The sequence below is a fragment of the Candidatus Binatia bacterium genome (assembly GCA_023150935.1).
GTDB lineage: Bacteria > Desulfobacterota > Binatia > HRBIN30 > HRBIN30 > JAKLJW01.
The window spans coordinates 1-13,100 of sequence record JAKLJW010000066.1 but is presented as its reverse complement, the minus strand read 5'-3'; the positions used below and the strand labels follow the sequence as shown (position 1 = coordinate 13,100).

Genomic DNA, 13,100 nt, shown 5'->3' with positions numbered 1-13,100 from the left:
CGGAGAAAGGCCCGCTGGTGCTTCGACAAGCTCAGCACGAGCGGGCTCTGCCTTGATTTCACAGCATTTTCCGCTCGTGAGCACGTCGAAGGGCGATGGGCCGCTTTCTCCGACAGGCTCCTGGCTCGAAAGCGCATTGGCCGAGCCGTCCGGAAACGATCCGAGTCGACAGCTCGCCGGCCGGAACGCCCGTTGCGGATCGAGGTCAACCGACGGGCATCGAGGTTGACCCCGGCGGTGCCGGATCTTTCCCCGCCGCGACGCGGCGGGCGGCACCGATGGCAGTGGCATACTCGGCATGAGGCGGAATGATGAAATGCCGCTCGAACAGGAAACGCGTCGCCTTGATGCGCTCGACGAACGGTCTGACGCGCAGCAGCTTGCCGGTGAGAACGATGGAATCGAGCCGGTTGGCGCGGGCCGCGAGGACGCTGACCACGACGATCACCTCGGCGATCATATTGACCAGCGCGCGCGCCTTGTCCTCGGGCTTGGCGTCCGACGACACTTTGCCGAAGTTGCTCGCCGTCGCATCGGCTGGCAGATTGCCCACCGGCCCGCCGGCGACGTCACCGACGGTCAGGTCTATTCGCGACAGATCGCCGTGGTCCGCCAGCTCCTCCAGGGTGGCGAGCTGACCGACATTGAGCAGGTGTTTCGACAGTCCCAGCAGTGTCCCGCCACCCACCCCGGTTCCGCCGACGTGACGGATATCGGTGCCTTTCACTGCCACCATCGCGGTTCCCGTGCCCATCGATACCACCAGCGCCTCGTTCTGTTCGGCCAGGGTTATACCGCCGACGCCGATGGCCGTGAGTTCCGGAACCTTGACCACGGGCACGCCGAGCAGTTCGTCGCCGAGCCGGCGGGCCCCGCCTCCCGTCGCGGCGATGGTGGCGATGGCCGATGGCGGCAGGCGCAGGTCGCCGATCAATTTGCCGAATGCCCCGGCGGCCGCCGCCACGGGGTCGTTCGCCTCGACGCTGACGACGCGCGTTTCGCCGTCGAGGAAGACCGCGTCGGTGGTCGAACCGCCGATGTCGATACCGACGATCATGTCGCCTCCTGCGTCAGGTCCAGACGCAACACAATGACCTGCTCCCTGCGATGGGGGTCGTAGCCGCTCCACTTCGCTGCCGGCACGTCGCCGGTGCCGACTCGGCGAAAACCCTGGCGTTCGAAGAAGGCGGCGGCGTGTTGTTCCATGGTGCAGGCGAAGAGGTAGGCGAGGTCCGAGGCCCGTGCGTCATTCAGCACTTTGGCGACGAGTCGCCCGCCCACACCCTCGCCCTTGAACCGGGTGATAGTGTAAAGCCCGGCCAGCTCGCCGGCGCATTCCGCCGTGTACGGCTCGGTGACCAGCGCGCAGATCCCGGCGAGGTGGTGCGCACCGATGGTGGCCCCGTAACCGTTGACGAGCAGGGTGGCGATCTCGTCGTCGGAGCGGACCTTGAGGAGGCCCTCGCGCTGGCCCCGGGCAATGAGCCGCTCGACTTCCTCGAAGTCGTCGACGCCGAGGCGCTGCACGGTGCAGTACACGGCGCGGGTGAACAGGGTTCCCGAGCCGGAGTAGGTGAACAGCTCGCGGGCGAGACCGTCGAGGCTGCACACGTTGACGGCACCGACGCCCGCGAGCAAGGCGGCGCGCGCCGCCTCGAAGGTATGGCGCCGGGCCGCGAGACCCGTCCACTCCGCCTCGCCGGTTTCGAGCAGGGCTTCGAGCATGGCTTCGTCCATGAACGAGATCTGCTTGCGGTCGGTACCGGCGACGCCGCCTTCCGGCTCGACGATGACGAGCTTGTGGACGCGCAGTCGGCTGGCGACGTGCTGGGCATAGACGACGGCGGCATTACGGGCGGTGGCGGCCAGGACGCCGACGGCAAAGGGGCCGTGGCGGAGGCGGTTCCATAGCGCCGCCAGCGCAGCCGTGGCGCTACCGGGTGCCGCGAAGGCGGCGGGGTCGAGCGGCAGAAAGGCGCCGTGACGCTGTTCGCGGGTCGGAAAGAGCCGGCGCACCTCGTTGCGAAAGACGTGCGCGGCGACCCGCCGGCGCAGTTGGTGGGCGAGTTGATCGGGGTCGCCGGCACCCTCGGAGCTGACCAGCACGATTACACGGGTGTCGTTGCCGAGCAGAGTACGGACGATAGTGGCGAAGCTTTCGTAAGACGCCGCGGCAGTGAACTCCTCCAGGGGGATGGCAAAGAGCAGCGTCCGGCCGCGAAACTCGTCGAGGTAGAACTGCTGCTCGTCGAAGGACGAGGCGGGCAGCGCTGCGCGGGACATAGCGTCGACCATGTGGGCGCTGCGTAGCACAGTGCGGCGGCGGTTGTTAGCAGCGAGGGCCAGGGAGCCGAGGAAGGGGACGCTCCGGAGATCGACCGGCGCTGGCGGCCAAGTGCGTTGGCGGGTTGAAATGCCGGTGGGATTGGCGGAATCTCCCGATCGAATCGAGGTGGGAAACCGATGATGCGAGCACGCGCGATGGTGATGGCGTTGGCGCTGTTGGGGGCCTGCACGGGGACGACGGGAACGAAGTATAGCTGGGTTCGGATCCGCGACGGCGCCGAGGATCTGGAAAAGGCCCGGGAGGCGTGCGCGGGGGAGGCCGGCAGCGCGGTGGCACGGGTAACCAGCGACAACGTCCAGACGGCCGCCGGACTGGGAGTGTTCCTGAAGTGCATGGAGGCGAGAGGGTGGCGGGCAGTGGCCGATACGCCCACGCCGTGACCGGCATTCGTCGACCGTGCGGACTGTTGCCGCCCCGCCGTTCGGCCGCAATCTCGCCCCCCCCGTGCGCCGCTCGGCGAGCGACAACGACGGCGGCAATGACCGACGACCCGCGCGGGACGTACATATCAGCGTGCAGCGGGATGGTCCGGCGCGGTCGGACCGGCGGACGCCGCCAGGGCGTCGGTGGTGGTCTCGAGGCGGTCGCTGAGAATGCGGGTGAGATTGAGAAATACCGTCGAGGCAATGCGCGGGTACTGCCGGCGCAGCCGATAGAGGAACCGCTTGTCGAGCACCAGATACTCGGCGTCGGCAACGACGACGACGTCGGCCGAACGCGGCCGCTCGCGCACCAGCCCCATCTCGCCGACCACGTCGCCGCGTGCCAGAGTGCGCAGAACCCTCCTGTCGGCGCCTTCGCGGCAGACCTCCGCCTGCCCGCTCAACAGCACGTAGAGTTCGGCCCTGAGCTCGCCCCGTCGCGCAATCGACTCGCCGCGGGCGGCAGACTCCAGCCGACCCATGAGAACGACGACTTTCGCCTGAAACGGGCGCAATCCGGCAAACAGCGGGATCTCTTTCTGCGGCTCCCGGCCGAGCTTGAGAAACAGGAGATCCCACAACGTGATGATCCTGGTGGTCGTTACCAGTGCCGGGGTCAGGAAGAACTCCACCAGCAGCGCGATTCCCATGGTCACGCCGGACAGCAGCCCGAAGTGCCGCACCGGCTGGAAGTTCGACAGACAGACGACGAAGAAGCCGGCCGACAGGGCCAGAGCGATGAAGAACGCCGCCTGCCCGACGGAACCCATGGCATTCAGCACCGCCTGTGCCTGATCTCCCGTCCGCCGCAGTTCGCCGTTGAAGGCGCTGAGCAGATGAATCGTGTCGTCTATCGCGATGCCGATGGCGATCGCCGCGATCATGCTGGTCGAGATGTTGAGGCTGATTCCCGACCAGCCCATGATTCCGAACAAGACCACCGTCGGGAACACGTTCGGAATCAGCGCCAGCAAGCCGACCCGCAACGACAGGAACATGAACGACAGCAGGGCGAGCAGGACCGCCAGCTCCTGCCACAACCCCGTGACCTGACCCCACGCGAGCGCATCCGCCGATTGACTGAGCAGCACCACGGTTCCCGTCGGACGCACGCGGACACTGCCCGGGAAGCGCTGGTCGGCGAACCGCTGGACGGCATCGACAAAGGCGCCGACTTCGGTCGAGCCGGATAACTGCGTGCGAACGATGATGTTCGCCCGAGAGGCGTCGCGATTGACCACTGCGGCGACGGTTGCCGGATCCACCAGCAACATGAGCTGATCGACCTCGCTCTGCGTCTCCGGTATGCCGGGGGGGGCCTCCGCCTGTAGTACCCCGCGGAGCAGTGCCAGGTAGTCCAGTAACGACATGGTCTTGTCGACTCCCGCCTGCCGGTCGACGAACTCCTGCAAGTCGCGCATCGCGCGCAGCGTGTCGATACGCGTCACCGACGCCGCGCCCTCGCCGTCGACAACGATGTAGATCGGCTGCGTGCCGGCCAGGCCCTCGCCCACGCGCGCGTTCGCGGTGCGGATCGGTCCCGCCGGATCGAAGAACTCCAGGTAATCCGTCTCGACCCGGACGCGGCCGATGCCCCAGATGCAGAGCGCGATCGCGGCGGCCCCCCACACCAGAACGCCGCGGCGGTGCCGGACCGCGAAAGCGGCGATGCCACGCAGCACCGGCGGCAACCACCCCGACCCGTCGGCCTTGAAGGTCGGGATGCGTGTCGGCAGGCGCAACAGACTGAGCATCGCCGGCACGACCGTGAACGCCGTCAGCACGATCACCGCAATGCCGAAAACGCTGTACTTGCCGAACTGCTGGACGGCGCGGATCGGCGTGAAGACAAGCGTGCCGAAGCCGATCAGAGTCGTTGCCGCGGCGACGACGATCGGTGCCCGCACGTGCGCGACCGCGGCCTCCACCACCTGCCGATTCGTCCGCCCCGGCTGCACTTCGAGATAGTACTGACTGATGAGATGGATCCCCGAGGCGATGCCGACAACCATCAGCAACGGATTGAGCACGAGCGTACCCATGTCGATGGCGTCGCCGCGCATGACCATCAAACCGTCGGTCCAGATGACCCCGACGACGATCGTCGATAGCGGCACCACCACACCGCGCCAGGTGCGGAACGCCAGCACCAGCACGGCGATGACCAGCAGCATCGCCAGCGGCGTAAACACCATGACGTCGCGTTCCATCAAACGCGCGCCGTTTTCCTTTATGGTCGGAATGCCCGTGACCGCCCATTCCTCCGGACCGCCCATCTCGGCGACCAGAGCGCGGATCGCCGCGTCGATGCCCCGGCGCAGGTACTCTTCGTCGCTCATCGGCTCGAAGCCGACCGAGATGCCCGCAGCGCGACCGTCGGCGGCGACCACGTTCTTGACGTAAAGCGGATTGGCGAGCAGCCGCCGGCGGAAATCTGCGGCAGCTTCCGGGCTTTGCGGTACCTCGCGCATGACCCGCCCGACCGTAAGCTCGCCGTCGTTCAGTTCGACGCCCTCGACCGTGGTCGGGCTGATGACCTCGCGCACACCGTCGATCTGCGCGAGCCGCTTCGACAAAGCGTCGATTCTGGCCAGGGTGGACGGAGTGAATACGTTCTCCGCAAAGACGCCGATGACGGCAATCTCCTCGTCGCCGAAGACGGTCTTGACCTGATCGTAGTACAGCCTGGCCGGGTCGTCCGACGGCAGCAGGTTCTCGATCGAGCTGTCGACCCGGATGCGGGCGGCGAAGGCTCCGAAGACCGCGGTCAGAACCAGCATCACGACCAGGGTCACGCGCGGCCAGTGTAACGGTACGTCGAGCAACCGCCTCACGTTCGCTCCGCCGGCGGGGTCTTCATCCGTGACCCGCTCCCGTGCGCCTGACCCGGGCTGATAGCCGCGGCATACATGCTGAGGACCTCGCATACAGGTGACCCGCGCCGCGGGCAAGGAAAGGGCCCGACTTGTCCCATGCTTCCGGTCGTAAGGCCTTGCCTCTCAGGTCTGCGAATGTGCCGGGGACTACCCTCCCCGGTGACGTCTGACCGGGGGTGACGGTTTCGTGGCGCGATCGTTGCACGTCCGCACTGGGCGACGGGGAGGAGGGTTCGATGCGTAACGAGCGTCGAGTCGACGGCATCCTCCGAGGGCCGCGGGCGGTCGCCTGGGCCTCGGCTCTGGGGCTGGCGTTGGCGGTCATCCTGGTCGCCCGCGCCGCTCCGGCGCAGTACGAGATCGAACCATCGAAAATCGGCGCCGGTGGCGGCACCCTGGCCGGCGCCCAGTTCGATCTCACCGGAACGATCGGTCAGGTCGACGCCGGCTATACGAGCAATGGCGGGTTCGGCCTCTACGGCGGCTTCTGGCCGGCGGTTGCGTTCGTGCCCGAACCTACGCCTACTTCGACCGCCACGCCGCCGCACACGGTGACGGTTAGTCCGACGCATACGGCGACCCGGAGCCCCACGGCGGCGCCGCCGCCGCCGAGCCCGACGGTGCCACACCCGAGTCCGACCGTCACCGCGTCGGCGAGCGCTACCGTACGAACGCCCACACCGACCGGTGCGCCCTCGGTGAGCCCGACGGCGCCGCCGCCGAGCGGGACCCTCACCCCGTCGCCCACGCCGACCCGCATCGTGGAGTTCTGTGCGGGCGACTGCGCCGAAGATGGCGAAGTGACCGTGGACGACCTCGTGACGATGACGAGCATTGCCCTCGGGTTGACGCCCCTCGGGCAGTGTCCGGCCGGCGACGCAAACGGCGACGGGGAGGTCACCGTCGATGATCTGCTGGTGGCGGTGATTCACGCTCTCGACGGCTGTCCGGTTGCCGCGCCGGCGGCGCCGCACGAATGATGTCAGGGAGGACGACTTCCATGTCATACGCCCGTCTATTCGCTGTCGTCTGCCTCGCAGCCGCTGCCGGTTGGGCCGCTGAGGCACGCGCCTTCCAGCCCTCGTTCACCTATCAGGGTTTCCTGCGCTTCGACGGAGCCCCGGTGAACGCCGCCTGCGACTTCCAGTTCCGGCTGTACGGTCAGGGCAGCGGGGGAAGTCCGCTCGGTTTGATGAACGCCAGTAACCAGTCGGTAGTGGGCGGCGTGTTCACGATGGCCCTGACCTTCGGTACCCAGTGGTTTGCCGGGGACGACCGTTACCTCGAAATCGACGTGCGTTGTCCGACCGGTAGCGGCGCTTACACGACCCTGTCGCCGCGCCAACTGGTGATGGCGGCGCCGTATGCGATTCACGCCGCGGCGGCCGGCGACCTGAACTGTTCGGGCTGCATCGACAGCAACCAGATCCCCGGCCTCGGCATTACCGGCGACAAGCTCGCCAACGACAGCGTGACCAGCGCCAGCATTGCCGTCGGAGCGGTAACTTCGAGCGAGCTCGCCGCCGGCGCGGTAACGGGCGACAAGATCGGCGCCAGTTCGGTGCAGCCGTATCACCTCGGCTTCACGCCCGGTACGGTGACGGCGGTGACCGCCGGCGCGGGACTCGCGGGTGGGACGATCTCGACGAGCGGCACGATAGAGGTCGCCTTTGGCACTTCGACTGGCACGGTCGCTGCCGGCGATCATCGCCACGATCAGGACTACTGGCGGCTCGGGGGCAACACCGGCTTGAGCGGCGACGCGGTGCTGGGCACTGCGGGCAACCATGCGGTCGAGATGCGGGTCGACAACGCGCGGGCGCTACGCCTGCAACCGGGTGTGATCCCGGGCCTGGTCGGCGGATGGTCTGGCAACACGGCAGCCGCCGGAACGGTTGGGGCGGTGATCGCCGGCGGCGGCGCGCCGGCCGCGGGCATGGATCCGGCGCGACCTAATACGGTTGGCGACGACTTCGGTGTGGTGGGTGGGGGTGCCGGCAACCTGGCGGGAACGGATAACGGCGACCCGACCGACGCCCGCTACGTTACGGTAGGTGGCGGGACGAACAATCTGGCGATCGCCACCGGATCCACGATCGGCGGCGGCACCGGCAACGCCGTGAATCGCAATTACGGGGTGGTGAGCGGCGGTTATCAGAACACCGCCGATGAGTACGCCACGGTCGCCGGCGGCAGCTTCAACTTCGCCATGGCCCCCTACGGCACCGTCGGCGGCGGTGGTCCGGAGACGGTTGCCGACCCGGCCACGGGAAACCGGGTGTTCGACCGCTACGGCACGGTTGCCGGCGGGGGCAACAACCGCGCCGGCAGCAGCGATTCCGACGACGCAAACGCCAACGCGGCGACCGTCGGCGGCGGCGGCAGCAACGCCGCCTCGGCGCGCGGGGCGACGGTGGGCGGCGGGGGCGGCAATACCGCCGGGGGCGAGTACGCGACCGTCGCCGGCGGCACGCTCAATCTTGCCGGCGGGCCGCACGCGACCATCGCCGGCGGCGCCGGGAACCTCGCCAACGGCGCCGGCAGCATGGCCGCCGGCCGCCTGGCGTGGGCGACCCACGACGGCGCCTTCGTGTGGAGCGACGGGAGCGGGTTCGCCCTGTCCCAGGGAGCCAACTCCTTCAATGCCCTCGCGTCGGGGGGCTATTACTTCTATCTCGGGACCGCGGGCCAACACTGTCGGCTCACCAGCACGGCCGGGTGGCAGTGCTCCTCGCCGAGTGACCGAGCCGCCAAGACCGGTTTCGCGCCCGTCGATAGTCGTGCCGTACTCGACCGTGTCGCGTCGCTACGCGTCGAACGCTGGAGCTACAAGGCCGAGGACCCGCCGGTGCCGCACATCGGCCCGATGGCGCAGGAGTTCCACGCCGCGTTCGGAGTCGGCCGCAACGACACCAGCATCGACACGCTGGACGCCGACGGCGTGGCACTCGCGGCGATTCAGGGCCTGCACGCCCTGGTTCGGGAACAAGCCGATCGACTCGACGAGTTGCGCGCCGCCAACGCGGCCCTGGCGGCGCGCATCGGAGCACTCGAATCGCAGCGACGATGAGGAATAGGCCGGGCGCGAATGCCGAGTTCGGATGCGAACGGCCCTGGCCGCACAGCGCCGCCGCGCGGCCGTCACTTCACAGGGTTCACTCCACCTGATCGAGGTATTCCGACAGCCCGTAGCCGACGTGGGTCCCGCAGCGCCACTCGGTCATGCCTTCGCTGATGCGCGTTACCTTGCCGTCGCGCCGGTTACGTAGCGGCAGCATCGTGAGCACCTTGCCCTGGATTTCGAAGACGCCGGCTGTTGCCGTGTGCAGGCGGGCCGTTATGCCGTCGTGGTAGTGGCCGTCGCCGGTCCATGCGGTGTCGATCGTACAGGTGTCGACGAGGTGGTTCTCGCCGTCCTTGAAGACGAAACCCGATCGCAGCTCGACGCCGTTCTGCAACGCGATCAGCGAACCCATGAAGCCAAAGCCCTCATCGAACTCGCACGTCAGCCAGCGATAGTACTGGGGCGACTGCCACGATCGCGGCCCCCACGAATGGTCGCGCAAGCCGAGGCCCTGCACCGCTACCCGGCGGCCGTCGATGATGACGTGGCCACTGGCCTTGACGTGTTGCTCGTAGTGGCCCTTGGCGAACTCCATACCCGGAATTTCGTGCTCGGTCTCGCCGCCGTACATCGGGCTCAGTCCGGTGTAGTCGAGGCAGAGTTGCACGGGCAGATGCGGGTTGCTCGTGAAGGCACGCTTCGGATGCTCGAGGTCGCGCGGCCGTTCGAGGTAGACGGCCGTGGCGTCGTACTGCACGCGCAGGTGTTTGAAGGGTTCGATGACGTCAAAGCGCGTGCCGCCAGCGGCAAAGGCGGAGTTGTCGGCGATCGGCGGGCGCTGGTAGTTGAACAGGGCGGTCCCGTCGGGTTGGTAGAGCGCGATGGTGACCTCGGCGTAACCTTCGTTGGCACGGTTGCCCACGCGTACGAACCCGCCGAAACGTTCGGCCCGGTCGTAGAAGTTGAAGTACATGCTCTCGTTGAAGTTGGCTTCTCCGGTGTTGTGGTGCATGTACTCGTCGCTCGGCTTAACCGACATGGCGGCCTCCGTCCGTGGCGCCGTCACGGGCGCGGCGTGGGTGTGCCGGGCGAGTCCACCCGGCGGTACTGTTCCCGATCGAGTTCGATGCAGTCAGCCTCGCCGCGCGGCATCGCCTGCCGCTGCCGGTTGCGGTGCCGCAACAGGGGCGGGAGCAGCAGTGCCGCCAGCGCTCCACCCCCGACCAGCAGGGCGGCCAGCGACAGCACGGCGAGGAGGGCCGGCGCCAGCACGAGCAGGCCGAGAAGCGGCGCCAGCGGACCGCGGAGGGTGAACGTGCGCGCAAAGCCGTGGGTGCGCGGCCGTCGATGAGGCTCCGCGTCGAGCGGTTCAGTCATGAATCGTCTGTAGCACGGCCAGCAGGCGTCGAATACCCTGGCGCAGGTTGGCAACCGAGAGCCGTTCGTCGACGCCGTGCATCCGTTGCTCGTCGTCGCGGGACAGTTCGAACGGCATGAACCCGTAGCTGGCGATTCCCTGCGCGCGGAAATAGTGGCTGTCGGTGAATCCGCGCAGCACGCGCGGCGCGATCGGTGCTCGGTTGTCCTCGGCGAGCACCGCGATCGCGTCGTAGAGGGCTCCGGCCGGCGGCGACGACGACGGCGGAAAATTGAGCAGCACGTCGATGGCAATCTCGGGGTCGGCGACGACCTCGGTCAGCGTGGCGACGAACTTCTGCGGGTCCTGGCTGGGCAGCAGGCGGCAATCGAGGTCCGCACTGGCCGTCTGCGGGATGACGTTCGTCTTCGTACTTCCGGCCAGCACCGTGGGCGTGATGGTGTTGCGCACCAGTGCCGCGTCGTACGGGTCGGCCAGAAAGGCGTCGCGCTGCTGCGGATCGGCGAGGGCGGCGCGTACATCCCGATACAGGGGCGCACGGGGCGGGTCCGCATACGGTGCGATAGCCGCGTAATACGCCTGCACGGCCGGGTCGACGTCCAGCGGGGCTGCATAACTGCCGACGCGGCTCAGCGCCCGCAGCAGGCGCGTCACTGCCGTCTGCGCGGGCGGTGCCGAGGCGTGCCCGGCGGGCCCCTTCGCGGTCAGGCGCAACCAGCACGGGGTCTTCTCGGACACCGCGACCTCGTACACCCGCCCTCCGTTGGGTCGCAAGGCGATATGCGCGCCTTCGTTGAGAACGAATTCGGCGTCGCGCAACGCGGAGGCATGCGTGGCGACGAACCATCCCGCCCCAAGCTGTCCCCCGGTTTCCTCGTCGGCCGTGCCCAGAAAGATCACGTCGCGTCCGAGGCGGACGCCGTGCCGCTTGAGGAGCAGCATCGTCATGGCCTCGACCGTGGCGAAGCCTTTGCAGTCGAGCGCGCCGCGACCGTACACGTAGCCGTCGCGGACCGTACCCGCGAACGGCGGAACCTGCCATTCGCCGGCTTTGGCCGGGACGACGTCGAGGTGATTGAGGAGCACGATCGGCCGCCCCAGACCGGTGCCGGGCAGACGGGCGAGCACCGACCCGCGACCCGGTGCGGCCTCGAAAACTTCGGCTTCGATGCCGGCGGCCCGGAACCGATCGGCGAGAAAGCGCGCTGCGGCGGTCTCGTTGCCCGGCGGATTGCTGGTGTCGATCTTCAGGTAGGCGCCGAGCAGGTCGGTCGCCTCTCGTTCGACGGCATCCCAGTCGAAGTCGACCGCGCGCGCCGGCAGCGCCAGCAACAGGAGCGCGGTTGCGAGCGCGGCCCGAATACGCCACCCGGACTGGTTTGCGGCCATCGACTTCATTGGGTTCCGCATCGCGTCAGGTCTTCCCCGATGGGTGCCACGCACGTGGTTGCCGCCGTCCTCGACCGGCAACATCAGGCCCGCGGCCTGTTTCTACCGCAGTCGGCGGCACAGCAGCCCGGCGGCGGCGGCAACCGATGCCCACATCCACGGCAACGCCGGTGCGGGCCCGAGCTGACAACCCGTATTGCTGCCGTTGGACGAGGGGCCGGTCGGGTAGAGGCTGAAGGCGCCGTTGATGTCGTCGGTCTGCAAACGGTCGAGATTGCTCACCCGGCTGTTCATCAGCGCCACCACTTCCTGGCCCGCGGCATCGGGGTGAGCCAATCCGAGCACATGCCCGAACTCGTGCAGTACCACCCTTCGGAGGTCGTACACCGGCAGCCGCAAGGCGCCGTCGTAAGCGTTCCACGATATGCTCGAGTTCACGAACACCGCCGAGCTGCTCAGCGCTCCGGACTCGATCAAGAAGCAGTTAACCGTCTCCGCGACGATATCCCCGAAGCCGCCGCCGCTGCACGGTTCGCTGGCGAACAAGACCGGCGTCACGCCGCTGGAGCCCGGGTTGGGGCACAGACAGAGCGGCGGTTGAGAGCCGCCGAACTCGAAGGAGTAACGGAAGTTGGAGCCGATGGAGTTCCAGTCGTTGGCCGCGTTGAAAGCGTTCTGGTCCCACGTCGTGGTGCCGTTGATCAGCACTCCGCCGGCCGAACCGAGCAACGACCGGAGCGTGGTCGTTTGCTGCTCCCAGTGCTGGCATGCGCCGCTACTCGTCTTGAGACAGGCGAAACCGAACGCCGGCTGGCCGGACCACAGGAGGAGCGCCAACGCGACGCCGACGGCGGGCCAGGGTCGCATGGCGCTCACTCCGTCCCTGCCGGGCTGCTGGGTGCCGCCAGCTCGTTCGCCACGGCCTGACGGAACTGGTCGAGGGTCATGGGAAGAGATGCCGCTCGATCGCCCCCGGAGGCGATGCGAACCCGTCCCTGGCTGATCTCGACCACGGAATGTCCGTTGCTGTCGGCGACGATCTCGGCGTCGATGCCGGCGTCGTAGCGAACCTGGAAGCGGCCCTGCCAGACGCCGACCAGCGGGCAGATGTCGTGACCGTTGCCGCGGACGAACAACACGGCGCGATCGCCGGGGGTGAACTCGGGCAGGTCGGGAACCTGAGTGGCGAAGCGGCCGGCGCGGCCGCCGTAAAAGCGCAGCGTGAGGGTTGGGCCCACGTCGCCCTTCAAGACCGACAGATCGTCGAAGGTCACGAAAGTGTAGGGTACCCCGCGTTCGTCGGTACTCTCGCGCACGTCCACTGCCGTGCCGATGACGACCTGTTCGGCGTGCGCCACGAGTTCGGGGAAATCCCGCTTTATTACCACCAGGGCGTGGGCGGCAGACGGCGCCGAGGGCGTGCCCAGAAACAGCGCCAGTGCGACAGCACGAGCGGCTCGAAGGGCCTGATCGCGGCGGCGATTCATAGGATGGCTCCGACGCTAGCAGACCGGCCGCTGCCTGGCGAGAAGGAGTTGCGGGCGATCGCCACGATCCGGCGCTAACGGATGCTCGGCAGCCTGGGGCAAGGGGCAGCGAAAACCGCGTGGGTGGCCGTCCTGCA

At 68.0% G+C, this 13,100-nt stretch carries 11 protein-coding genes; 3 read left to right on the top strand and 8 right to left on the bottom strand.

Annotated features, from left to right (window positions below):
* Nucleotides 1-205: 205 nt before the first annotated feature.
* Both L6Q96_22165 and L6Q96_22160 read right to left on the bottom strand, forming a co-directional pair.
* The gene (locus L6Q96_22165) at nt 206-1,057 is read right to left on the bottom strand and encodes a pantothenate kinase (protein MCK6557255.1); all 852 of its coding nucleotides are present in this window, start codon (nt 1,055-1,057) and stop codon (nt 206-208) included.
* Entirely contained in the window at nt 1,054-2,295 is a 1,242-nt protein-coding gene (locus L6Q96_22160; GenBank protein MCK6557254.1) for a hypothetical protein, read from the bottom strand. Before L6Q96_22160 ends, L6Q96_22165 begins: the two co-directional genes overlap by 4 nt.
* A 168-nt stretch (nt 2,296-2,463) precedes the next feature.
* Here L6Q96_22160 and L6Q96_22155 point away from each other — a divergent pair, with 168 nt between their 5' ends.
* Nucleotides 2,464-2,727 carry a hypothetical protein gene (locus L6Q96_22155; GenBank protein MCK6557253.1) on the top strand — a complete coding sequence of 88 codons (264 nt, stop codon included), beginning with the start codon at nt 2,464-2,466 and terminating at the stop codon, nt 2,725-2,727.
* A gap of 128 nt (nt 2,728-2,855) precedes the next feature.
* On the opposite strand, the gene L6Q96_22150 is transcribed toward L6Q96_22155, so the two are convergent.
* Nucleotides 2,856-5,603 carry an MMPL family transporter gene (locus L6Q96_22150; protein ID MCK6557252.1) on the bottom strand — a complete coding sequence of 916 codons (2,748 nt, stop codon included), beginning with the start codon at nt 5,601-5,603 and terminating at the stop codon, nt 2,856-2,858.
* A gap of 278 nt (nt 5,604-5,881) precedes the next feature.
* Between L6Q96_22150 and L6Q96_22145 the strand changes: the two genes are divergently transcribed.
* Nucleotides 5,882-6,625, top strand: coding sequence for a dockerin type I repeat-containing protein (locus tag L6Q96_22145; GenBank protein MCK6557251.1), 744 nt, complete (start codon nt 5,882-5,884; stop codon nt 6,623-6,625).
* Nucleotides 6,626-6,645: 20 nt separating this feature from the next.
* The gene (locus L6Q96_22140) at nt 6,646-8,715 is read left to right on the top strand and encodes a tail fiber domain-containing protein (protein ID MCK6557250.1); all 2,070 of its coding nucleotides are present in this window, start codon (nt 6,646-6,648) and stop codon (nt 8,713-8,715) included.
* A gap of 85 nt (nt 8,716-8,800) precedes the next feature.
* Here L6Q96_22140 and L6Q96_22135 read toward each other — a convergent pair whose 3' ends face one another.
* The 5 genes from L6Q96_22135 to L6Q96_22115 all read right to left on the bottom strand — a co-directional run bounded on the left by L6Q96_22135 (nt 8,801) and on the right by L6Q96_22115 (nt 12,963).
* Nucleotides 8,801-9,748, bottom strand: a complete 948-nt coding sequence (locus L6Q96_22135) for a hypothetical protein (GenBank protein MCK6557249.1) — start codon at nt 9,746-9,748, stop codon at nt 8,801-8,803.
* A gap of 23 nt (nt 9,749-9,771) precedes the next feature.
* Nucleotides 9,772-10,086 (bottom strand): hypothetical protein, encoded by a 315-nt coding sequence (locus L6Q96_22130; GenBank protein MCK6557248.1) that lies wholly within the window; start codon nt 10,084-10,086, stop codon nt 9,772-9,774.
* On the bottom strand, nt 10,079-11,497 hold the full coding sequence (locus L6Q96_22125) for a M20/M25/M40 family metallo-hydrolase (protein ID MCK6557247.1): 1,419 nt from the start codon (nt 11,495-11,497) through the stop codon (nt 10,079-10,081). The genes L6Q96_22130 and L6Q96_22125 overlap by 8 nt, the downstream gene beginning before the upstream one ends.
* An 81-nt stretch (nt 11,498-11,578) precedes the next feature.
* Complete coding sequence (locus L6Q96_22120; GenBank protein MCK6557246.1) at nt 11,579-12,343, bottom strand: matrixin family metalloprotease; 765 nt, start codon at nt 12,341-12,343, stop codon at nt 11,579-11,581.
* A 5-nt stretch (nt 12,344-12,348) separates the two neighbouring features.
* Complete coding sequence (locus tag L6Q96_22115) at nt 12,349-12,963, bottom strand: hypothetical protein (protein MCK6557245.1); 615 nt, start codon at nt 12,961-12,963, stop codon at nt 12,349-12,351.
* Nucleotides 12,964-13,100: the final 137 nt, after the last annotated feature.